Genomic DNA, 23,696 nt, shown 5'->3' on the forward strand with positions numbered 1-23,696 from the left:
GCCTTTTTTTGTGTCTTATCATATTCTGTCCAGGTCTATTGACAGTCCGATGCTCACTGAGCGTCCTGTGGTGAGGGGCGAACTGTAATAGTAGGCCTTGGGCTTGTAGTTCAGCAGGTTGTCAACAGCGGTGTTGATGTTGATGCCGCGCCAGATGTGGTGCTGCAGCATCAGTTTCCAGATGGTATAGCCCTGGTCAACGTCCTTGCGGCCTGACTGTGGCTTACCCAGATGGCGCCCTGAGAGTGAGGCATCCAGTGCGTAGTGGCACGAGAAACGATGATCGTAGCCCAGGCGCCAGGTCATGGAGTGGGAGCGTGGCTGGTCAAACTGTGAGTTGATGACGTTGCCTGTCTCGTGCATCCATGCGTAGTTGAACTTCAACGACAGACCGCAGTCCCATACGTGTCCCATGCTGGCATCCAGTCCCCATACGGTGACGCCGTCCTCGTTCCAGTAGACCGCACTCTCCATGCCGTTGTAGAGGCCTCCGTCGATGGTGGTGATGCGCTTGTTGAAGCGGTTGCAATAGCCCACCAGCGTGAAGCTGTAGCGCCCGTCGAGCAGTCCACCGTTGCTGATGTGATTGGTGCGCTCTATGGCGATGTTGTAGTTGTGACTCTTCTCTGGCTCCAGGTTGGGGTTGCCCAGGATCATATAGCCCATGTTGCCCATGTCGAAGTACATGTACATCTCCTTCAGCGTGGGGGCACGAAAGCCGCTGGCGTAGTTGGCACGCAGGGTGGCCCAGGGCAACTTATACACCACGGCGAAGCGTTCTGTATAGGCCTTTTGCTTGGAGGCTGAGAAATAGTCGTAGCGCATGCTGCCCACGATGTTCAGTTGGTCGGTGATGTTCCAGTCGAACTGCACATAGCCGTCGATGTTGTTTTGCGTGTGACTGGCATTGTCGATGAACTGATAGGTGGAGAGGTAGTCGTGCATCAGGTCGGCACCCACAATCAGACTGTTCTTGCCAAAGGCCTGACTGTACAGTGCGTGGACCACGTGCTGCTGGTTGCTGTAGTCGTGGTCGTGGGTGCGCTTGCCGTCGGGGGTGAAGTTGGCCTTGTCGTACTGGTCGTAGGCATACGACAGCTCCATACTCCTTTCGTGGTTCCATACGTACTTGCCCTTCAGACCTGCGCTATAGGCGTTGAAATGATAGTCGTATGTGTCGCGTTCGCTGGTGCGAAAGAAATAGCTGCCTCGTCCTGTCAGTGTCAGGTGGTCTGTGGCGCGCCATGTCAGTCGTTCTTTCACGTTGTAGGTCTTCTGGCCGAAGAGTCTGCTCAGATTCGAGTCGTCGATGAACACGGTCGAGTCGTAGGGCAGTCCCTGCGCCTGTTTCAGTCGCTCCAGCGCTATCTCCATGGCCGAATGGCGCTTGGGCAGGTCAACAGGGTTGATCCTGGTGTGCTGGAAACTGGTTTGCGAGTTCCATTTCTTGGTGTTGAACGAGAAGGTGGTTCCATGGCGCCATTCGTGGCCGAAATCGCTGTAGCGTGTGTTGACATTGGCCGTCCAGGGCTCTATGTTCTCGCGACTGATGATATTGATGACGCCACCCACGGCATTCGAGCCGTAGAGGGCTGATGAGGCGCCTTTTACGATCTCTATACGTCCCACGTTGTCCATGTTCATGCGCGTATAGTCCATATTGTTCAGCGTCTCGCCTGCCATGCGCTCGCCGTCGACCAGAAACAGCACGGCATTGCCACCAAAGCCACTCATGTTGAGCGAGGTTTCCTGACCCATGGCAAAGCCAAACTCCAATCCTGGAATCTCTTGTGTGAGCAGGTCCTGGATGTTGGTGGCATCGGCCATCTTGATGTCGTGCAGGGTGATGAGGCGTGTCACCACAGGGGCGTCCTTCAGGGCCTTGGGCGATTGGGAGGCTGTCACCACCACCTGTTCCAGCTCTATGGAGTCGCGTACGCCCTGTGCAGAGACGCCAATAGCCAGCATGGATAACACCACGCTGGCTATGACTGATTTGCTATGAAAAGAGTGTGCCACCCCTTAATTTTTTTCTCCAGTAAACTGTCCGGCAAAGGGGAATGGCATGTTGCCGTATTTCAATGTATAGGTTACCACTGCTGCCTTGTCGCTGAACACCACCACGAGGTCGGTTACTGTGAATGCCTTCTCGATGCTGTCAGAGACGATGGCTTTGCCTGCGTATGAGTCGAGGGTGCCATTGATGGTCTTGCCATTGGTGGTCAGACTGATACCCTTGACGGTGAGGGCTGGGATTGACATGTGACCCATATCGTCCATGGCGGGGATGACAAGGTCGATAGTGGTGTCTGTGGCCTTGGGGAATGTGTAGGTTGTATCGCGCATGAAGTCGGTATTGCTGCCGCCAGCGCTGACGGTCAGCACCTCATGACCATTGAATGCGCCTGCCACCTGGGCGGCTACAGCAGCCTCCTGATTGTCGTCGTCGCTGCCACATGAACTCATACCTACGGTGATGGCTATTGCGGCTGCCATCATGGTCCAAAATTTTCTCAGTTTCATCTCTACTATTTTTTTTGTTTTAATTATATTTCTTCTTCTTAGTTGCTGCCAGTGGTCAACTGCTGGGTCTCGTAGTTATACTCCGATCCGTTGGCGCTGTGGGGAATGGTGAACACGGCTATCATCACCATCACGGCCAGGGCCACCACCCATCTGTTGTATTTCCACTTCCTGGTGGCCAAGGCCAGCAGGAAGAACAGGAGCGAGATGAGGGTCTTGTTGTCTGTGAGGTCGGTGTCGAAGGGGAAGCCTGCCCACCAGGGGCCAAAGGCCTCGTGCTGCACCATGGGACCCAGGATGAAGCCGCCAGCAAACAGGGTTAGCGTAGTGAGCTTCAGCCATCTCTTGTATTTCTGTTGTGTGATTACCAGCAACAGTGTGTAGACGGCAAACAGCATGGCTGCAAACATCAGCAGGATATGGGGCACCAGGATGTAGGCTGGCACGTCGTTGCGAAAGCGTATCACCAGTGGCTCGTCGGAGGGATAGTTGTGGTTGTTCACGGTGATGTAATACTGCAGCTTGCCTGCCACGGGCTGAACGGGCAGGGTGGCCTGCCAGGTGCTGTCCTGCCATGTGAACGCCTTGGTCGAGAAGTCATCGTGTGAGGGATATCGACGGTAGTGTATCTGGGCGTTGGCCTCGGCTGGCACGTCGCTCAGGGTGACAATCTCGTCTGTTCGCACGCCACTCCTGGGCAGTTTCATCTTATATTGCTGGCCATTCAGCTCAATCGTCACCTTCTTGGGGTGGGTGGGACCTGTTATGCGCTGATAAACGCTCAGGGCCAGTGTGATGACGATGGCTAATGTCCAGTAGACGGTCTTTTTCATTACTTATCGGTTCTTAAGTGAACTTGAAACTTGATGGTTTGATTGCCGCGAAGCACCTTCACAGGGACCACGGTGCCTGCCTTCAACTCGGCCAGGCGCTCCATATATTCCTCGATGTTCTTCACGGGCTTACCGTTGATCTCCTGAATAATGTCGCCGCTCTTGATGCCTGCGTTGTGGGCTGGCTTTCCTGCTACTACGATGTCGGCCCTCAGACCTGGTATGGTGCTGGCGCCGGTCACATCGGGCATCAGACCCAGGGTCACCTTGAACTTGGCGTGCTTCATGTCGCCATTGCCTGGCACGTTGATGAAATCGGGTGTCTGGGGCATGCTGGCCACCCTGCTGATGAGTTCCTGGGCATAGGTCAGCGTCTGCTGCATGCCGTCGTAGTTCAGCGTGGCTGGCTTGTCGGCTGGTGTGTGATACTCCATGTGTCCGCCTGTGGTGAGATAGAGCACAGGGATGTTGGCTGCCACAAACGAGGCCTGGTCGCTGGGGCCATAGCCGTCTGGCGTGCAACTGATGTGCAGGCCTGTCTGCTCGCCCACCTGCTCGGCCAGGGACTTGAACGAGGTACTGGTGCCTGTGCCCGACACGCTCATGGCATCGTCGCGCATGCGTCCCACCATGTCGAGGTTCACCATGGCCACAATGCCTTTGATGTCCTTGGGCAGGTTGATGCGCTCGTTGCTCTCGTGCTTCATCCATTCCACGAATGCTTTCGAACCTACGAGTCCTTGCTCCTCGGCGCCGAAAAACATGAAGATGATGCTTCTTTTCGTGCCTTTCTTCTTGAAGTATTTGGCCAACTCCAGCACCACGGCGTCGCTGCTGGCATTATCGTCGGCACCAGGATGCACGCCCAGGGTGTCTGGTCTGCGTGAGCCTGAGCCTTGTCCGCCCATGCCCAGATGGTCGTAGTGTGAGCCCACCACGATATATTCGTTCTTCAGCTGTTTGTCCTTGCCAGGCAGCACTGCCACGATGTTGTGGGTCTTGTATGTGGTTGTGCTGTCGCTGACGATGTTTTTCTTACTGAACGAGAAGTCGTGGAAGAAGGCTTTCGCTCCTTTCTCCTTCAGGATGGGCTTCAACTTCATGCTTCGCAACTGGTCTGTCAAAAACGCTGAGGCCAGCGTGTCGCCCTTCGACTCAGGGAATCTGCCGCCCAACTCTTCCGACGCCAGGTACTCCACAGTTGCCTTCATGTTGCGTTGCTGCTGTGCGTGCAGTGGCATCATCAGGGCAAGTGTCAGCGCTAGTAACAGGTATCTTTGGGTCATTTCTTTGCTTCTTTTCTTTTTCGGCTGCAAAGGTACTGCTTTTTTTCTGCTTTCCATATCCATATTTATATGGATTTTCCGTCTTACTTCTTCACCTTGTTACTCAGAAACATGCCTGTGAGGATGAGAATGGTGCCGATGGTGAAGTAGAGGGTGATACGCTCCGACAGGATGAGCCAGGCAAAGAGTACGGTGGTGACGGGGTTGAAATACACGTAGTTGGTGGCTGCCACGGCTCCAATCTTCTTGATGGCCCAGTTCCACGCCAGGAAACACAGCATGGAGGCCACGCAACCCAGAAACAGCAGGTTGGCCAGCACATCGGGACGGAACACCAGACTGGGCGAGGGAAAGTCTGGGAAGAGGATGAAATAGGGGATCATGGACAGCAGGCCATAGAAGAACACCTTGCGCGTGATGAAGCTTGTGCGATAGCGCTGGCTGGCTGGAATCATCAGTAGTGAATAGAAGGCCCAGCAGAGGCAGGCACAGAAGGCCAGGGTGTCGCCCAGGGGTGAGAGATGGAGCACGAAATGGCCATTGAGTACCACCACGCTCACGCCCAGCGCTGCCATCAGCGTGCCCACTATCTGGATGCCATGCAGTCGCTGTGAGCGATAGAACACGGAGATGAGAGCCGTGGCAAACAGTGGACTGAGACAGACGATGAGGGCCGTGTTGGTGGTTGTGGTGTAGTTCATCGCACTGTTCTCTGTGAGAAAATACATGGAGCCGCCAGTGATGCCCAGTCCCATCATGGTCAGCTCGTCTTTCCACGACGAGGCAAACCATCGGAACGTCTTCTTGGGCAGGAAATAGATGAGCAGCAGCACGTAGGCAATGATGAAGCGTAGCACAAAGATATGTGCCGCTGTGAGTCCTGCCATGAGTAGCAGTTTGGTGAAAATAAAGGTGGTGCCCCATACGGCCACCACCCAGAAAGCTACGAGGTGATATACTAATTTATTCATTGATTCATTTACTTGCCAATCAGCGTGAGAATCTTGGCAGCCTCCTCGCCGTCGGCCTTGGCCTTGCGCAGGTCCTTGAGGATGTCAGGACCGTTCTTGGGGTCGTTCACAGCACGCTTGATCCATTTCCTGGCCTCGTCGGCATTGGCAGTAACGCCTTTGCCCTTGAGGTAGCACTTGCCCAGTTGATACATGGCCTTGGCATAGTCCTGGCGCGCCGCCTTCTGATAGAGTTCGAAGGCCTTCTTGTCGTTCTCCTTGACGCCATAGCCCTTGTCGTAGCAGCGCCCCAGGCGATAGAGAGCCTTCTTGTGACCCTTGTCGGCTGCCGCCTGGAGTTTGGGCACGGCCTTGTCGTATTGCTCGGCATCAAACAACTGTTTGCCCTCGTCGTAGAGTTTATCGGCACTTTGGGCGCTGGCGCTGAGGCTCAGCATGAGCATGAGGGCTAAAAAGATTTTTTTCATAATTATTATTTTTTTGTGGCTGCGACAATGTCGCAGCGTACTTTTAATGCGCCGCAGCGCTGTTCATTACCTCTAGGATAGCCTCGCCCGAGCAGGCGTTAGGCTGCTGGATGTGGAGCATCTGGCAGATGGTGGGGGCGATGTCGTTGATATGCACCTCACGACTGCTCTCGCCGTGCTTGATGTGCCAGCCGTAGAAGAGTAGGGGGATGTGGGCATCGTAGGGATTCCAGGTGCCGTGGGTGGTGCCAACGGGTGATGACCAGTCACCATACTCATAATAGCCAGGCTCGACGATGATGAGCATGTCGCCAGAACGACGAGGATGATAGCCCATGAGAGCCATGTTCATCTGACGCTCAGGCAGACTGCTGGTGCGCAGTTTCTCGTAGTCGACCACCTGCACCACATTGGGTGCTGTTCGGAAGTACTCAGTGAGGCACTGCTTTACGTCAGAGACGCTGAGATGCTGCTCGGCAATAGACTGGTGGTCCAGGTAGATGCGATACACGGTGATGTCCTTGATGACGTTCTTCGTGGCATGCAGTTTCTTGGCGATATAGGCCTCGGCCTGCTTCTGATGGTCCTGATAGAGCCACTTGCCGCCATTGAGCTTGTGGTCCTGCATGAACTGCCAGTTGTGGGCGCCACCATGGTCGGCTGTGAGGAACAGCAGATAGTTTTCGTGGCCCACCTGCGCATCGAGGACCGAGAGCAGGCGCTTGATGTCCTGGTCGAGTCCCATGTAGGCCTCGTCGGTATGCTGGCCACGCGTGGCCCACTTATGTCCAATGGCATCGGTCTGCGAATAGCTCACGCAGAGCATATCGGTGGTGCCGTTGCGCCCCAGATTCTCGCCCTTGATGGCTGCGATGGCCATATCGGTGATGAGATGGCCGCAAACAGGACTCAGGTTGATGTCCTTGCCCAAGGCCTTCACCTCCTTGTTCTTGGCCATCTGGGCGTTAACGTCCTTGGCATAGTCTGGCAACTCGTTCATGTAGTAGGTGCTGGTGACGAAGCAGCCAGCAGTGTTGTCCATCCAATAGGCCGCATTGGCACTGCGACCAGCAGGCAGAATGGCTGCACGGTCTTTATAACTGACACCAATCACCTTCGAGCGGAAATCAGTGTGCAGGCGCAACTGGTCGCCAATGGTCGAAGCCAGCAGCAGATGGGGTGACGACTGTCCCCTCTTGGTGTCGGAACCCACGGTCTGGTAGTTATCATCGGCCACGCAGCCCACAGGTTCGCCATCCACATAGAAGGAGTTGCCACAGATGCCGTGATAGGCTGGGGTGGTGCCAGTATAGATGGACGAATGGCCAATGGCCGTGATGGTGGGCACATAGTTGATGAGGCAGTTGTTTATCGAATAGCCATCGTTGATAAGGCGTTTGAGTCCGCCATAGGGCATCTGGTCGTAATAGCGTGAGAGATAGTCCCAGCGCATCTGGTCGACAACTACGCCCACCACCAGTTTCGGCTTACTGGTGAACGTCTGAGCCAAGGCCGTGATACTGGCCGTGAGCAAAAAGCATATGAGCAAATAAAACCTTTTCATATTTATAAAAATGCTTCTTTCCTGTTTGATTATTTTGCGTTAAACTGATTGAGCTTGTTGGTCCAATACTGGCGTACATCGGTCCACTTATAATAATAAGGAGTGGCTGTGGACTGAACGGGCAATGTCATCTCGCGCTCGTTGAGCAGCGCCTTCACCAGGATGTCGCCCGTGCCCTTCTTGGGCTTGTAGAAGATGAGTTGGATGTTGCAGCCCATGGGGAAGATCTTGTAGTTCTGCCAGTGAAGGTCGAGCTCGTCGATGTTTTCAATGCTGGCGTTACAGTCGCCCAACTCCATGAGGCAGGCCAGGGGCATCACGCACACCTCGTGGCCAAAGCGCATGGTGGCCTGAGGCTTGCCCAGGGCTACGCAGGTGTCGGCCGTCTGGATGATGTTCGTCAGGAGGTTATACTGACTGAAAGGCATGTTGTTGTCGGTCATGGGCGAGTTGGCATAACGCACATACCATCCCACGTTGTTGATGCGCCACTGGTCGTAGCGCTCCTCAGGCGTAAAGATGTTGATGAGGTCGATGGGCGCGTTGTCGTGACTCTGCATGTTGATGACCATCTCGAAGAGCTGGCGCATCAGGGTGTGACGATGAATGCTGTCGGCCGCCCACTGCTGGTCGTTGAACAGCACCTTCATCAGGCGTTCAGGGTGGGTGTTGCGATTATTGAACTCGCTGATACGACGACGGTCCTCATGGCGACTGCTCTCCTTGACCTTGCCCTCCCAGTCTTTGTTCAGATAGTACTGCAGTGCCTCGCTCACATCGTTGTGGATACGAGCCGTGGGGTTGGCAGCCATCAGCTCCTCGCATTCGGCCACCATGGACAGGATACAACGGTTGACCACCGTGCTGCGTGCATCGATGGCCACGTTCTTGGTGAGGAATATCTCAGGGAAGTGCTGGGCAATGCGTCGGCCAATGCCGTGGTGCTGGCGCTCGCCAACGGTGGTGAGGTCGCCTAGGCGCTTGTCAGTGGTCTTGTTAAACTCCTCCAGCAGTCGCAGGATGCGCTCGCCCTCAGCAGTCAGTTTGCCTTGGTTGCGGCCCTTCTGCAAGGGGCGAATCACACGGTTGTAGTCGTCCTTGCCAATGAGCCAGCGTGAGCCATGTCGGCCATAGTGGGTGAAATAGAAGGGTACATAGCCCTTAGGGGCCTTGGTGTAGGCAAAGTCGGGCAACTGGCGATCGTAGTCCACATAGTTGGAACCTGCCAAGAATGGGTTGGCTTTAATGTCATCGCGTGCTGTCTGTGCCGAAGCAGAAAAAGTGACTCCCAAGAGGAGCAGAGTTAGTATTTTCTTCATTTTTTGTTTTTGTTAGGTTTCAGGTTTGCAAAATTACTAAAAAAATGTCAACGGCCAAAGGGATTATAAAAATAATGCGTATATTTGCAGCCACAAACCACCTTTCGAAGGGTGGGAAAGTAGTATAGTAATAAGGTAAAAAGAATAAGAATTCAGTATGAAAAAGATATTTTTAACGATCATAGCAGTGATGGCGTTGACAAGTGCTAGCGCCCAGAAAACAGTGAAGAACGATACCCTGCAGTTTATGACAGCCTATCGCCAGTTTGCAGCCTGTGTTGAGAAGCAGCGTGTGCTGACCAAGCCCATGGCCGATTCGCTCATTGCCCGCCAGGACTCGCTGATGAAGCAGTATCGCAAGGTGAAACCCCTGCTGACGAGTAAGCAGGTGGAGGAGTATAACACGCTGAAGGGCCGTTTCACCAAGAAACTGCTGCAATATCGTGGTGACCGATTGGGTGAGGGTCTGGAGGCCACAGGCGACAGCATAGCAAAAGCCACCGGCAGGGTAGGTAGTGCTGTCGGCGGCTTCTTTAAGGGGTTGTTCGGAAAAGACTAACAGTTATCTTTTTCTAAGCGTCTCAACGATGCGTGACATCTGATTGGGAATGCGAATCTGCTGAGGACACTTGGCCAGGCAGACCTCGCAGTCCTGACATTTTGATGCCCATTTCTTCTCGTCGGGCAGTGCCTTCTTATAGCCATCGATGAAGGCCTGCTGACGTGTAGCATAGTCGGCTGCCGAGGCCTCAGGTAGGGGCAGCAGATGACTGTTCACGGCCTCGTTATAGGCCGCGAAGTTGCCTGGGATATCCACACCAAACGGACAAGGCATGCAATATTCGCAGGCCGTGCAAGGGATGGTGGGGATGCCCGACATCTGGTCGGCAATCTTGGCCAATAGGGCGTTCTCCTGCTCTGTGCAGGGGTCCAGGGGCGAGAATGTCTTCACGTTGTCCTCCAGGTGGTCCATGCGGTTCATGCCACTCAGCGTGGTGAGAATGTTCGTGTGACTGCCTACCCAGCGGAAGGCCCAGCGAGCCGTGCTGTCGTCAGGATGAACGGCCTTGAGTTGGTCTGTGAGTTCAGGTGCCATGCGACCAAACGAGCCGCCACGCAGAGGTTCCATCACCACGCACTGAACGCCCGTCTTCTTACATTTATCATACAGGTATTCTGCGTCGGCATCGCTGCGTCGTCCGCCACGCATAGAGGCATGGCGCCAGTCGAGGAAGTTCATCTGAATCTGAACGAAGTCCCAGTGATACTCCTCCTGACGGTCCAACAGCCAGTCAAAGTCGCGCACATCGCCATGATACGAGAAGCCCAGGTGCTTGATGCGTCCTGCTTCGCGCTCCTTCAGGAGAAAGTCCAGGATACCGTTGTCCAGGAAGCGCCCTTTCAGTGTGTCCATGCCGCCGCCAATGGCGTGCAGCAGGTAGTAGTCGATATGGTCCACCTTGAGGCGCTCCATCGAGGTCTCGTACATGCGTTTCGACTCGTCGAACGTCCATGTGCGACGGTTCTGGTTCGACATCTTTGTGGCCACGAAGAATTTTTCGCGAGGATGGCGCGCTAGGGCGTTGCCAGTGAGCACTTCCGACTGTCCGCCCATGTACATAGGGGCCGTGTCGAAGTAGTTCACACCATGCTCAATGGCATAGTCGACCAACTGGTTCACCTCGTCCTGATTGTTGGGCAGACGCATCATGCCAAAGCCCAGCAGCGAGATCTGTTCGCCAGAGCCATGCTGCACGCGATAGGTCATGCGATTCTCAACAGGTTTCTCGCTTTTTTCCTTAGCCAGCACGTTCAGGGGCTCCATGGCCATCAGTGCCATGGCCGAGCCAGCGCCTAGGCCCAGTCGCTTGAGGAACAATCGACGGTTCATGTCCATTTGTTCTTTCTTGTTCATCAGTTTTTAGTTTTTGTTGTTATTACAATTAAAGTATTTGTTTGTTTCAAGTTGTGCGATGCAAAGATACAAATATGTCATGGAATAAACAAATAATTTCATTATTTTCGCATTTTATTTGTTTTTCTCAGAGAAAAGTCGTAACTTTGCGGTCTTAAAAGCGATTAGAAGCGTGAAAATAAAACAAGTGCTGAGCGCCCTTGAACGATTCGCGCCCCTGCCGCTGCAGGAAAGTTGGGACAATGCTGGCCTGCAGATTGGATTAACAGAGGCGGAGGTTTCAGGGGCATTATTGTGTCTGGACGTTACTGAACAGGTAATCGACGAGGCTGTGGCAAAAGGCTGCAACCTGGTGGTGAGTCATCACCCCCTCCTGTTTCGCGGACTGAAGCAGGTGAGCGATGCCAATGATGTGCAACGCACTGTGCGTAAGGCCATTAAGCACGACGTCTGTGTCATCTCGATGCACACCAACCTGGATAATGCCAAGGGTGGGGTGAACTTTAAGATGGCCGATAAACTGGGCGCCATGGTGCTCAACGGCGCTTGTGAAAATGACTCGCTGGAGAAAGTGCCCATGGTTGTGGCAGAACTGCCTGAGGCCCTCGACGCACGTCAGTTTGTGGCGCATGTGAAGCGTTGCTTCTCTGTGGAGTGCGCTCATTGCAACGAACTGCTTCAGCGTCCCATCAAAAAGGTGGCTATATGTGGCGGCGCAGCTGATTTTATGCTCGACGAGGCCATTGCAAGTGGTGCCGATGCCTTTATCACAGGCGAGATGCACTATCACTCCTATTTCGGTCACGAGCAGGAGATTCAAATCTGCGTGATTGGTCACTACGAGAGTGAGCAGTTTACCTCTGAGATTTTCCGCGAGATCATCGAAAAGGCATGCCCTGGTGTGGCGTGCCAGATTACTGAGACAAATACGAATCCAATTAAATATTATTAAATTATGGCAAAGAAAGATCCTACAGATTTGTCAGTTGAAGAGAAACTGAAGACGCTCTTCCAGTTGCAGACGGCCCTCTCGGCCATCGACGAGAAGAAAGCCTTGCGTGGTGAACTTCCCCTGGAGGTAGAAGACCTGGAGGCTGAGATTGAGGGTCTGAACACGCGTGTTGAGCGCATTCAGGCCGAGGTGAATGATTTCGAGCGTGCCATCTCTCAGAAGAAGGCAGAGATTATCGAGGCTCAGAACAGTGTGGATCGCTACAAGCAGCAGTTGAACGAGGTTCGTAACAACCGCGAATACGACACACTGTCTAAGGAGATCGAGTTCCAGAGCCTGGAGATCGAGCTCTGCAATAAGAAGATTAACGAGGCACAGCGCCGCATTGCCGAGAAGCAGGAGGAACTGCAGGCCAACCAGAGCGTGATGAACGACAAGCAGGGTGACCTGGACTTGAAGCGCAATGAGTTGGACGAGATCATGGAGGAGACTCGTGCTGAGGAGGATAAGCTCAAGGAGAAGGCTCAGGAGTTAGAGGCTAAGATTGAGCCCCGTTTGCTCACCTCGTTCAAGCGTATTCGCAAGAACGCTCGCAATGGTCTGGGTATCGTATACGTGCAGCGTGATGCCTGTGGTGGTTGCTTCAATAAGATTCCACCTCAGCGTCAGTTGGACATTAAGATGCACAAGAAGGTCATCGTTTGCGAGTACTGCGGTCGTATCCTCATCGATCCTGAGTTGGCTGGTGTGAAGACTGAGAAGCCTGCTACTGAGGAGAAGAAGACCACACGTCGTCGTGCTGCTGGTGCCAGCGTTCGCAAGACTTCAAACTCGAAGCGCGCTACCGACGCTAACGACATGATTTAATAGCACGCTGATGCTGTCTGTCAGATAACAACGTCAGACGGTATGAAAACAATAAAGGTGAGAGACGCATTGTCTCTCACCTTTTTTTGTTTTATAGGGCGTTGTAATCAGGAATATCCTGCAGAAACGTGTAGGATTGCTGCTCATAGTCCATTTTGCAGCAGTAATGCTGAAGGCCATTCGAGATCACCAGATAATCCACGTGCAGCAGGTGGTTATACACCGTTATCTGATTGAACACCTGCTGGGTGATCTCAACCTGTGGCGCCTTGTATTCAATAATCATCTGTGGCTGCAAGGCATTATTATATAATATGGTGTCGCAGCGCAATTTCTTCTCGCCTACGCGCAATTCCACCTCGTTGGCCAGTAGTCCCTTGGGATAGCCCTTGTGCTCTGCAAGGAAATGTACGAAGTGCTGGCGTACCCATTCCTCTGGCGTCAGTGCCACGTATTTACATCGCAGGAAATCGAAAATCTTCATCTTTCCTGCTTGCTCACGCAATTTTATATGAAATGTAGGGAGGTTTATTTCCATTTTTTTATGTACCTTTGCAGATGCAAAGGTACGAATAAGCGAGTTAAAATGCAAATTCTATTTGCATTTTCCGAGCGAAAGTACCTAAAAACAGAGTTTAAAGTTACTAATTCTCTTTCAATCAACAATGGCAGAAACCAAAAATGTGACTTATAGCTCCATTATGAAGGAGTTGCAGAGCGGTCAGTATCGCCCTGTGTATTATCTGATGGGCGACGAGTCGTACTATATCGATAAGATTTGCGATTATATTGCTGAGCATGCACTACAGCCTGAGGAGCGCGACTTCAATCAAACAATCTTCTTTGGAAGTGACGTAACTGCTTCGCAAGTGGCCGATGCTGCCCGTCGCTATCCCATGATGGCCGAAAGGCAGGTGGTGATCGTGAAAGAGGCGCAGAATTTGAAGAATACAGATGCGCTGGAGAAGTATATGAAACAGCCGCTGCCAAGCACTGTGCTCGTGATTTGCCACAAAAACGGTAAGATTGACGGGCGTAAACGCGACTATGTGAAGGCTGTTCAGCAAGCTGGCATCCTGTTTGAGAGTCAGAAATTGCGCGAGCGCGACCTGCCTGTTTTCATTGAGAATTATGCTAAGCAGAAGGACGCATCCATTGATCCAAAATCCACGCAACTCATTGCCGATGCCATTGGCGCAGATCTGAGTCGACTGACAAGCGAACTCGATAAGGTGCTCATCAGTCTGCCGGAAAACAACAAACGCATCACACCCCAGGTGGTGGAAGACCAAATAGGGGTGAGCAAGGATTTTAATGGTTTTGAGCTTCGCGATGCCATCGTCAACAGAAATGTGTTCAAAGCAAACCAGATAATCAACTATTTTGACAAGAATCCAAAGGCTGGTAGTCTCTACTCATTTCTCCCAATGCTCTTTAATTACTTCCAGAATTTATTAATTGCCTGGTATTCTCCCAATAGAGGCAGTCAGGAGGCTGTTGCTGACTGGTTAGAATTGCGATCTCCATGGGCAGCGAAGGACTACATGACTGGCATGAGAAATTTCTCTGCGATGAAATCGATGCAGATAATTTCCAAACTACGCGAAATTGATGCCAAAAGTAAGGGTTTGGATAACCCAAATACCCCTCCAGAAGAGCTCATGAAGGAACTTATATTTTACATATTGCACTAAAAGGGCTGTTTTTTAGTCCTTTTTTTATCTAGAATGGGTACTCGCCAGAGTACCTTTTTTTAGGCCTAAGTGCCTGTATTTATAGGCAGTTAGCTCAAAATAACTACCCTCATATTTTAAAAATTTCGAGCTTCTCGACCGCTCGCTCAGAATTTTTAAGCTATGGCAAAATAGCCATTTTTCGCCCGCTTCAAATTTAGTGTTAACGTTTATTATGATTTATGAATTTGAAGTTTGAAAGTTTAAAGTTTTAAAATGCTAATGGAAAACAAGTGGTATTTATGTTTTAAAACGTAAACTCATTGAATTTGATGTTTTAAAGTTTAAAATATTAAAAGTTTAATTTGTTGATTTAAAACATTGAATGCATAAATATAAAACTACATTTTTAAATATTTATATTATTAAAAATCAAATAGTTAGCATGCATATATACAAGTAAAACACCTTTTTATCCTTCTATTACCTGAATATGGCCTTTTTAACGAATCCGTTGGTTTATAGCGTGTTCAGACCTTTAAACGCCTTTAAAAATATGAATATATCCCCTAAAAATCTCCCTATTTATACCTATAAAACATTGAAGACCAATCAAATACGCATTATTTCTTATATTCCTGTTTAACAGTATTAAATTCTTAATATTAAAATATATGAATGTAAACCTTGAAAACTCACCTTTATCGTTTTAATTTCACAAATTTAAAATAGAAAATTTAAAGTTTAATATCATAAATTTCTCTTTAAAAATTTGCATGGTTCAATTTTTTGGTTTACCTTTGTAAACTGAATGTAAAACGCTCCCCTAGGGGCCAAAAACCACTTGATTAGCAGATGAAGGACAGAATCAGACAGATTATGGAGGCGCAACACATGACCCAACAAGTGTTCGCAACTTACATTGGTACGACACCAGCCACCCTTAGTGGCATCTTTAACGATCGCACTCGCCCCACCATTAACATCATAGAAAACATCAAAAAGAAATTCCCTGACATTAGCCTCGAATGGTTGATGTTTGGCATAGGTGATATGTTCCAGTCATCCTCTACCCCCCAGAAGGATGCCTCTGATGAGGATAATAATGGCCTTTTCACCCCTCAATCGGTAGAAGAATCGACCCTCGATTTTGACATGCCTTCGTCTCCTACCCCTCAAAATCCTCTTTTTAAGTCGCAAAATGTGCATTCAGCACCCTCTTACAATAATAGTGTAAGAAATACACGACCCGAAATTGTTCGAGAAGAGGTAAGAATAGTTGACAAACCTGCCCGTCGCGTCACTGAAATTCGTGTGTATTATGACGATCAGACCTGGGAGAGCTTTGTGCCAGCAAAGAAATAGAATACCCCTTTACTTTACTATCAATTTATAGAATCGCTGCGAGGAAAGGCCAAATTTGTTTTTGGCTTTTCTTCTTTTTTTCGTAACTCTGGCTTCGCCCAAGTTACTGCGTCTCGGCAAAAAAAGAAATTAATTTCTTTGTTTTGCTCTCGACTTTTTCGTAACTTTGGCTTCGCCCAAGTTACTGCGTCTCGGCAAAAAAAGAAATTAATTTCTTTGTTTTGCTCTCGACTTTTTCGTAACTTTGCACCCAATTATAATCATATATAATAAGGTGTAATGAAAAAACATATCCTAGACTTGACTGTGAGGTCTGTGGAGCGAGTACACGAGCGTTACGTACTGATCAAGTTGACTCAGTCGGCTGCGCTGCCCCCCATGAACCCTGGTCAGTTTGTAGAGGTGCGTGTTGATGGCTCTTCATCAACCTTCCTGCGCCGCCCCATTTCCATTCATTTCGTAGATTACCAGAACAACGAGCTGTGGCTGCTTGTGGCCTGCGTGGGCGATGGTACGCGTCGCATGGCCGAGCTTCAGGCTGGCGATACGCTGAACTGCGTGCTGCCCCTGGGCAATGGCTTTTCGCTGCCTGCTACTGCCCCTGCCGTTGGCAAGTCATGGCAAAAGGTTTTGCTCACTGGCGGAGGCGTTGGCGTGGCCCCATTGCTCTATCTGGGCAAGGTACTCAAGGACCAGGGCGTCGAGCCTACGTTCCTCCTGGGCGCCCGTTCTGCCAAGGATCTGCTGATGCTTAGCGAGTTCCAGAAATACGGTCGTGTGCTGGTCACCACTGAAGACGGTACCATGGGCGAGAAAGGCTTCGTCACCAATCACAGCGTGCTTCAGCAAGAGACGTTCGACATGATCCAGGTGTGTGGTCCCACGCCTATGATGAAGGCTGTGGCGCGCTATGCCCACGAGAAGCACATTTGCTGCGAGGTGTCGCTCGAAAATCTGATGGCCTGTGGCCTGGGCGCCTGTCTCTGCTGCGTTGAGAAGGTGAAGGCCGATGCAGACGCCTCTGTGGCAACGAATGTGTGTGTATGCAAGGAAGGACCCGTATTTAATATCAATCGATTGTTATGGCAAAATTAGAAGTAAATATAGGCGCACTCCAGCTGAAGAATCCTGTGATGACCGCCTCTGGGACATTTGGCTATGGTCTTGAGTTTCAGGACTTTGTAGATCTCAGCGAGATTGGTGGCATCATTGTGAAGGGCACCACGTTGAAGCCTCGCGAGGGCAACGACTATCCACGCATGGCCGAGACCCCTCAGGGCATGCTCAACTGTGTGGGACTCCAGAATAAGGGTGTCGACTATTTCTGCGAGCACATCTATCCCCAGCTGTTGCCCACTGGCGGTAATTATATCGTCAACGTAAGTGGCTCTTCACCAGAAGATTACGCCGAGTGTGCAGCCCGTGTCGACGCTTTGGACCATATCCAGGCCATCGAGTTGAACATCTCGTGCCCCAACGTGAAAGATGGTGGCATGGCCTTTGGCGTCACCTGTGCAGGAGCTTCCAGCGTGGTGAAAGCCGTACGTCAGGCCTATCACAAGACCCTCATCGTGAAGCTCTCGCCCAACGTCACCGATATCACAGAGATTGCCCGTGCCGTCGAGGCCGAGGGAGCCGACAGCGTGAGTCTGATCAACACCCTGATGGGCATGGCCGTCGATATTGAGAAGCGCAAGAAGACCCTGTCTATTGGCACTGGCGGACTGAGTGGCCCTTGTGTAAAACCCGTTGCCCTGCGCATGGTCCATCAGGTGGCCAAGGCAGTAAAAATCCCCGTTATAGGTCTGGGAGGCATCAGCACGGCCAAGGACGCCATCGAGTTTCTGATGTGTGGTGCCACGGCCATTGAGATAGGCACAGCCAACTTCCTCGACCCATCCGTCACCATCAAGGTGCGCGATGGCATCAACGAGTGGCTCGACAGTCATGGCGTGGCCGATGTCAACGATATTATAGGAGCTATTCAGTAGCTCCTATTTTTTTTCCAATAATTATAGGTGTTTTATCAATATTAAAAGCGGTATATGCAGATAATACCGTAGTTTTGCCATGAAATAACGACTAAAAACAAAAAAGACAATAGAAATATGAACTCTAACAAATTCTTTGTGGGGCTTGCTCTGTCGGCTATGTGCCTGACGGCCACTGCTCAACAGCTTGCCTTTCCAGGCGCTCAAGGCTGGGGCAGATACGCTACAGGCGGTCGCACAGGCACCGTTTATCACGTTACGAATCTCAACGACAAAGGCACAGGCTCCCTGCGCGATGCTGTGAGTCAGCCCAATCGCATTGTTGTTTTCGACGTCTCAGGCGTCATCCGCATCAACTCGCGCATCACGTTTGCCAAGAACCTCTACGTGGCTGGTCAGACAGCCCCAGGCGAGGGCGTCACCGTCTATGGCGATGGCGTAAGTTTCTCAGGCGCCGATAATATTATCGTGCGCTATATGCGCTTCCGTATGGGCGCTGTGGGCACCAAGGACAAGGACGCTGGCGGCATTGCCAATGGCCAGAACATGATCTTCGACCACTGCTCCTTTTCGTGGGGCCAGGACGAGAATTTTTCCGTCAACTGGGACAATAAAGGCACGGCACCCAAGAATATCACCCTGATGAACAGTATCGTGGGGCAGGGCCTGATGACCCATTCGGCTGGTGGACTGATGCAGGGCGACAACATCACGCTCTATCGCATCCTGCTGGTCGACAACTCCACACGTAATTTCAAGGTGAAAGGCATCAACCAATATGTCAACAACCTCGTTTACAACTGGAAGAACTACGCCTATAACATGGGAGGCGACAGCGAGGGCGAGTCGTTTGCCAATATCGAGTCGAACCTCTTTGTCAACGGTCCTGACGGAGGTGGCAACTGCCTGGACGGTGGCAATGCCAAGTTTCATTTCTATGGCACTGACAACTGGCAGGACGCCAATCGCGACGGCCAACTCAATCCCACTGAGTTTACAGCCAACGGTGGAGGCGATCGCCAGTCAACCCCCTACGCCTATCCAGCTTTGGAGAAATGGTCAGCGCGCGACCTCGCAGAGAAACTCCTGCCCGATGTGGGCGCCTCGCTGCCTTATCGCGACCTGGCCGATTGCTATATGATTGACGAAGTACGCTCGTTTGGCCAGAAAGGAAAACTCATCACCAACGAGAACGAACTGCCCATCGGCGTGCCCACCCAGTGGTCGTGGTTCCAGGGTCAGAAACCCACGGACACCGATAACGACGGCATGCCCGACTGGTGGGAAGAGGCCAACGGCACCAACAAGAGTGCCAACGACGCCATGGTGATGGCCGACAATGGCTATGCCAACATCGAAAACTACATCAACAGCATCACCAAGGCCAATCGTGAGTTCTTCCTGCGCGCCCCCTTGCTCTTGAATCTCGAGGCATCCACCCCCAACAGTCTCTCCCTTGCCTGGAGCGACTTCACAGACGATGAAGACGGCTTTATCGTCGAGATCCAGCAGAATGGCCAGTTTGTCGAGGTAGGGCGCACCACAGCCTCGCAGTTCCTCGTCACCACAGCTGATTTCCCCCTCACAGCCGCCTCCACCTATCAGGTGCGCGTCTGCGCCTATCAGGGCGACCAGAAGTCAGCCTATACCCCAGCACTCACCGTGAAGACCCGTCCAGAGCAGACCGACCTCATCGATATCGACACCTTCACAGGCCAGGGCGAGGGCGAATGGCTCATCAATCCCACGTCCGACGAGGTGATCACCCTTAGCGCCCCCACCCAGAAGACAGCCGTTGTGGTGCGTTCCGATGCCCACGTCACCCTCGATGGCGAAGGCTATATCAGTGGTCCTGCCTCGATGAACAAAGGTGGCGAAGGCACCCTCAGCGTCCTCACGGCCCAGCACTACGAGGGACCCACCGTGCTCCATCGCGGCACCTACGAGTTCTCTGTGCTCAAGAACGGCGAGCAGCCCAGCGGCCTTGGCATGAGTCAGGAGTTTGCCCAAAACTGGGTGATGGATGGCGGCACCTATCGCTATACAGGCGCCACCACAACCACCAACCGCTCGGCCCGTCTCTACGACAACACCACCTTTGCCGTGGCCACCAAGAGCAGTGTGGTCACCATGAACGGCAGCATCGAGGGCACAGGCAATCTGATCATCGACGGTCAGGGCACGGTGGGCGTCAACACCCCCAACTTCTTCAAGTATAATGGCAACCTCGTGATGCGTGGCGGCACCCTCAAACTCAACAATCGCGAGATTTCCGAGGCAGGCCTTGGCACAGCCTCGAAGCTCGTTGTTCAGGGCGGCCTCTTTACTACTGTGGGCAAGAACGAGGGCAATATCACCTATAATTTCCCCATCGAGGTGCCAGAGGGCGCCAACGGCACTGTCGACTTCGACCTCTGGAACACCAACAAGTGTCGTGTCTCAGGTCAGGGCACGCTCACGTGGAATGTGCACTACGTGCGCGAGTATATCGAAGGCAACTGGGACAGCTTCACAGGCCGACTCATTGTCAAGGGCACAGGCAATGCCGGCTCCAGTCAGTTTGCCATCCGCAATGGCGCAGGCATCAAGAATGGTGTGCTCACCCTCAAGGGCAATGCAGCCGTGCATGGCGCCAAGACCAACGTCACCTATTATCTTGGTGGCCTCTCAGGCGATGGCAGTACCGTGCTGGCAGGCTTCGACGTGAAGAAGGCAGGCACAGGCAAGTGGGTTGTGGGAGGCGCTAATACCGATGAGACCTTCCGAGGCATCATCAATAACAACGACCAGGCCAACTCGCACCCAGGCACCACCTCCATCGAGAAACAAGGTTCAGGCGACTGGCGACTCACGGGCAGCAACAGCTATGGCGGCACCACCGTGGTCAGCAAGGGTCGACTCATTATCAACGGCAATCACACGGGTACAGGTGCCATCACCGTGCGCTCAGGCGCCATCCTCGCAGGTCGAGGCACCCTCGCAGGCGCAGTCACCCTTCAGAGTGGAGCCATCCTCCAGGTGGGCGACACCCTGGCCACCGATAAGGGACTCACCCTCAAGGGTGGCCTGAAGATTCAGAGTGGCGCCATCCTCCAGTTGAACGACCGTATGGCTGCTGTCGAGCGCACCGTGGGCAGCACCCTCAAGGTCTTCACTGGCACAGCCACAGGCACCTTTGCGCAGATCATTCCAGCCACCCCAGGCGAAGGCCTCCGTTGGGACACCTCCGAGCTCTATTCAAAGGGCACCCTGCGCGTGGCCGACGATGCCAACGCCATCCAGACCGCCTCTCATGCAAGTGCCATGAGCACAGTCTATTACACGCTGTCTGGCCATAGGGTGGGGCATCCTCGCAGTGGTTGTCTCTACCTGATGCGCACCACCGATGCTCAGGGCAACACCACCCAGCGCAAGGTTCTATTTCGCTGAGTTCTTGTTCTCCGACTCTTCAAGTGCCTTCAACTTCTTGTAGTCCTCCATGGCAGCACCAGCCACGATGGCGATGATGTAAATCCAGAATAATGCATCCATAATCTTAAGTTTTTTTATTTGTTTGAATTTCTGGATGCAAAGATAATATAGGGGGTGTACCGCAAACTAGGTACACCCCCTTTTCTTTTAACGCCTTTTAACTATTCAGCCGCATATCTCGCGCTGCTCCCCATCAGAATGCCCTTCATTTTCTCCCTCAGTTCCTTGGGTTCCAGCACCTCGATGCCATCGCCCTGCGACAGCAGTTGCGCTATGAAATCAGCCGTAGGACGGATGTCGAATGCAAAGTCGGCATAGTCGCTTGTCGAGGCAATCTCACGCTGCGAGTGATGCAGTGGCAGCGTGCGCAGGTAGTTGGGCGTCCACTTATGGGCGCGCACCACCACGTGCGCCATGGGTGTGCCATCCGTCAGCACCCCAAAATACTCAGCAAAATACGCCTGTGGACTGAAGTCTTCTGGCAGCACAAACGCCTCCTCAGTTGTTTCCAGGTGCGTCATGCGGTCCAGCGAATAGATGCGCATCTTATTGTCGGCCGTCCTTGCCAGCATATACCAGCGCTGGTGAAACAGCTTCAGGGCATAGGGACACACCATCTTCTCGTAGGCCTCGGCTCCAAACTTCTGATAGCCCATCAGCAGTTGCCTGTTGGTGCGCATGGCACTCACAATCACAGACAGAAACTCCTCGCCAGCAGGCACGTTCTCCAAAATCACACGATCCTTGATCGATGCACTGTCCGTCAGCACCCCCTGCACAGCCATGGTCGACATGATCCAGCGCTCAATACTGCCATCCGTCAGTGCGTCCTTATTACTGATATAGTATTTATACGTCTTGGGCTCGCACTCAATGATAATGCCAAAACTGTCGCTGATATAGTCGCGATTGCGGTTGAACGACGTTCTTGACAGCGGTTTTCCGCAGTCCACAGCGTCGCGCATCCATTTCTCGTTCATCTCGTCGAGTGTCAGTGCCTTGTGCGTTCTCAGCGCGTTGATAATCCAAATGCACTTCCTAAAGCGGTTTGTCTGAATCATAATATTTATATGAATGAAGGGTTTTCTAAAAAATGAAGGGTGCCAATCGTCACCCGCTCTGTCGAGCGGACACCTTTTTTAAAAAATGAAGGGTGCCAATCGGCACCCTTCAACCAACACAAAAACTAAACTAGACTTAACTAATGTAACGCAGATTTTCACAAACCCTCACCGTTACGAATGCAAAGTTAAATAAAAAATTTCATATAGCAATGGATTTTCCACATTTTTTGCATTTTCAGTGGATATTTTTTATATAAGACAGGTTTTTTGGGCCAAAAAACTGTCCAAAATGGTCATTGCTGCCATTGCTTCGACCACAGGAACGGCACGTGGCAGCACACACGGATCGTGTCTTCCCTTCGCCGTAAATGTAGTAACATTTCCTTCCAAGTCCACAGTATTTTGTTCACGCAGTAGGGTAGCCACAGGTTTGAAAGCCACGCGGAAGTAGATGTCCTGTCCGTTGCTGATGCCACCCTGAATGCCACCACTATGATTGGTCAGTGTAGTAATTTTTTTACTATCCTCGCCAGCTTCGTCTGTTGCCTCTGTTGTCGTGTCACGACAACTCACAAAGACATCGTTCTGTTCAGAGCCGCGCTGGGTGACCCCCTCGAAGCCCTCGCCATATTCAAAGCCCTTCACGGCGTTGATGCTCAGCATGGCGCTGCCCAGTTGTGCATGCAGTTTGCCAAACTCAGGCTCACCCAGTCCAACGGGGCATCCCTTGACCACGCACGTAATCACGCCGCCAATGGTGTCGCCCTCGGCCTTCACCTGCATCACCAGTTCCTCCATCTCCTTGGCCTTCTCGCTGTCAGGGCAACGCATCACGTTCGTCTCCGTTTTCGACAGGTCGTAAAGATGGTAGTCGCGCTCCAGGGCAATGTGGCCCACCTGCGATGTGTAGGCCTGCACACTGATGCCCAGTTGCTTCAGTGCCAGTTTGGCCAGTGCGCCGCCAACCACCCTGCTGATGGTGATGCGAGCCGACGAACGGCCGCCACCACGGTGGTCGCGCGTACCATATTTATTATAGTAAGTAAAATCGCTGTGCGAAGGTCGAAACAGCGTGCGCAGGTTCTCATAGTCCTGCGAGTGCTGGTTCTGGTTGCGCACCACAAAGCCAATGGGGCATCCCGTTGTCTTGCCTTCGAACACGCCGCTCAGCAGTTCCACCTCGTCGGCCTCGTTGCGTGCAGTGGTCACTCGGCTCTGTCCAGGTCGACGCCTGTTCAGTTCACTCTGAATAAACTCCATGTCAATCTCGATGCCAGCCGGCATGCCGTCGACCACGCCACCGATAGCCGCCCCATGACTTTCGCCAAAGGTGGTCAGTGTGAATAGCTGTCCGAACGTATTTCTCACAACTCCTTACTCCTATAATGATTAATGATATGTGTCTTGTTATGGCGATTTGCTGCTTGTTGCAGTT

Annotated in this window: 20 protein-coding genes; 8 read left to right on the top strand and 12 right to left on the bottom strand. The window is 52.1% G+C overall.

Annotated features, from left to right (window positions below; all coding sequences use genetic code 11):
• Positions 1-18: 18 nt before the first annotated feature.
• From M1D30_RS04320 to M1D30_RS04355, 8 genes are all read right to left on the bottom strand, one after another.
• Positions 19-2,019 carry a TonB-dependent siderophore receptor gene (locus tag M1D30_RS04320; protein ID WP_248506619.1) on the bottom strand — a complete coding sequence of 667 codons (2,001 nt, stop codon included), beginning with the start codon at positions 2,017-2,019 and terminating at the stop codon, positions 19-21.
• Between the two features lie 3 nt (positions 2,020-2,022).
• Entirely contained in the window at positions 2,023-2,523 is a 501-nt protein-coding gene (locus M1D30_RS04325; protein WP_248506621.1) for a calycin-like domain-containing protein, read from the bottom strand.
• A gap of 38 nt (positions 2,524-2,561) precedes the next feature.
• Positions 2,562-3,356 (bottom strand): hypothetical protein, encoded by a 795-nt coding sequence (locus M1D30_RS04330; RefSeq protein WP_248506623.1) that lies wholly within the window; start codon positions 3,354-3,356, stop codon positions 2,562-2,564.
• On the bottom strand, positions 3,356-4,642 hold the full coding sequence (locus tag M1D30_RS04335) for a M20/M25/M40 family metallo-hydrolase (RefSeq protein ID WP_248506625.1): 1,287 nt from the start codon (positions 4,640-4,642) through the stop codon (positions 3,356-3,358). The genes M1D30_RS04330 and M1D30_RS04335 overlap by 1 nt, the downstream gene beginning before the upstream one ends.
• 83 nt (positions 4,643-4,725) lie before the next feature.
• Positions 4,726-5,613: a DMT family transporter gene (locus tag M1D30_RS04340; protein WP_248506627.1), complete on the bottom strand. Its 888-nt coding sequence runs from the start codon at positions 5,611-5,613 to the stop codon at positions 4,726-4,728.
• An 8-nt stretch (positions 5,614-5,621) separates the two neighbouring features.
• Complete coding sequence (locus M1D30_RS04345) at positions 5,622-6,080, bottom strand: tetratricopeptide repeat protein (RefSeq protein ID WP_248506628.1); 459 nt, start codon at positions 6,078-6,080, stop codon at positions 5,622-5,624.
• A gap of 43 nt (positions 6,081-6,123) precedes the next feature.
• On the bottom strand, positions 6,124-7,644 hold the full coding sequence (locus M1D30_RS04350; protein WP_248506630.1) for an alkaline phosphatase family protein: 1,521 nt from the start codon (positions 7,642-7,644) through the stop codon (positions 6,124-6,126).
• 29 nt (positions 7,645-7,673) lie between these two features.
• Positions 7,674-8,963 (bottom strand): histidine-type phosphatase, encoded by a 1,290-nt coding sequence (locus tag M1D30_RS04355; RefSeq protein ID WP_248506632.1) that lies wholly within the window; start codon positions 8,961-8,963, stop codon positions 7,674-7,676.
• Positions 8,964-9,120: 157 nt separating this feature from the next.
• On the opposite strand from M1D30_RS04355, the gene M1D30_RS04360 reads away from it, so the two are divergent.
• Complete coding sequence (locus M1D30_RS04360; RefSeq protein WP_248506634.1) at positions 9,121-9,522, top strand: hypothetical protein; 402 nt, start codon at positions 9,121-9,123, stop codon at positions 9,520-9,522.
• A gap of 3 nt (positions 9,523-9,525) precedes the next feature.
• Here M1D30_RS04360 and M1D30_RS04365 read toward each other — a convergent pair whose 3' ends face one another.
• Positions 9,526-10,878: an aldo/keto reductase gene (locus M1D30_RS04365; protein WP_248506636.1), complete on the bottom strand. Its 1,353-nt coding sequence runs from the start codon at positions 10,876-10,878 to the stop codon at positions 9,526-9,528.
• 172 nt (positions 10,879-11,050) lie between these two features.
• On the opposite strand from M1D30_RS04365, the gene M1D30_RS04370 reads away from it, so the two are divergent.
• Complete coding sequence (locus M1D30_RS04370; protein ID WP_248506644.1) at positions 11,051-11,830, top strand: Nif3-like dinuclear metal center hexameric protein; 780 nt, start codon at positions 11,051-11,053, stop codon at positions 11,828-11,830.
• A gap of 3 nt (positions 11,831-11,833) precedes the next feature.
• On the top strand, positions 11,834-12,697 hold the full coding sequence (locus M1D30_RS04375; protein WP_248506646.1) for a zinc ribbon domain-containing protein: 864 nt from the start codon (positions 11,834-11,836) through the stop codon (positions 12,695-12,697).
• Between the two features lie 91 nt (positions 12,698-12,788).
• Here M1D30_RS04375 and M1D30_RS04380 read toward each other — a convergent pair whose 3' ends face one another.
• On the bottom strand, positions 12,789-13,181 hold the full coding sequence (locus M1D30_RS04380; RefSeq protein ID WP_371874170.1) for a type I restriction enzyme HsdR N-terminal domain-containing protein: 393 nt from the start codon (positions 13,179-13,181) through the stop codon (positions 12,789-12,791).
• A gap of 181 nt (positions 13,182-13,362) precedes the next feature.
• Between M1D30_RS04380 and holA the strand changes: the two genes are divergently transcribed.
• From holA to M1D30_RS04405, 5 genes are all read left to right on the top strand, one after another.
• A complete protein-coding gene (gene holA, locus M1D30_RS04385; protein ID WP_248506649.1) occupies positions 13,363-14,391 on the top strand; it encodes a DNA polymerase III subunit delta in 1,029 nt (342 codons plus the stop codon).
• A gap of 834 nt (positions 14,392-15,225) precedes the next feature.
• Positions 15,226-15,735: a helix-turn-helix domain-containing protein gene (locus M1D30_RS04390; protein WP_248506651.1), complete on the top strand. Its 510-nt coding sequence runs from the start codon at positions 15,226-15,228 to the stop codon at positions 15,733-15,735.
• 279 nt (positions 15,736-16,014) lie between these two features.
• Positions 16,015-16,830, top strand: a complete 816-nt coding sequence (locus tag M1D30_RS04395; RefSeq protein WP_248506653.1) for a dihydroorotate dehydrogenase electron transfer subunit — start codon at positions 16,015-16,017, stop codon at positions 16,828-16,830.
• Positions 16,818-17,726, top strand: a complete 909-nt coding sequence (locus M1D30_RS04400) for a dihydroorotate dehydrogenase (RefSeq protein ID WP_248506654.1) — start codon at positions 16,818-16,820, stop codon at positions 17,724-17,726. The genes M1D30_RS04395 and M1D30_RS04400 overlap by 13 nt, the downstream gene beginning before the upstream one ends.
• 117 nt (positions 17,727-17,843) lie before the next feature.
• Positions 17,844-21,155, top strand: a complete 3,312-nt coding sequence (locus M1D30_RS04405; RefSeq protein ID WP_248506656.1) for an autotransporter-associated beta strand repeat-containing protein — start codon at positions 17,844-17,846, stop codon at positions 21,153-21,155.
• Between the two features lie 203 nt (positions 21,156-21,358).
• Here M1D30_RS04405 and M1D30_RS04410 read toward each other — a convergent pair whose 3' ends face one another.
• Both M1D30_RS04410 and aroC read right to left on the bottom strand, forming a co-directional pair.
• Positions 21,359-22,258: a YafY family protein gene (locus tag M1D30_RS04410; RefSeq protein WP_248506663.1), complete on the bottom strand. Its 900-nt coding sequence runs from the start codon at positions 22,256-22,258 to the stop codon at positions 21,359-21,361.
• A gap of 252 nt (positions 22,259-22,510) precedes the next feature.
• Complete coding sequence (gene aroC, locus M1D30_RS04415) at positions 22,511-23,629, bottom strand: chorismate synthase (protein ID WP_248506665.1); 1,119 nt, start codon at positions 23,627-23,629, stop codon at positions 22,511-22,513.
• Positions 23,630-23,696: the final 67 nt, after the last annotated feature.

It is taken from the genome of Prevotella sp. E15-22, assembly GCF_023204875.1.
Lineage (GTDB): Bacteria > Bacteroidota > Bacteroidia > Bacteroidales > Bacteroidaceae > Prevotella.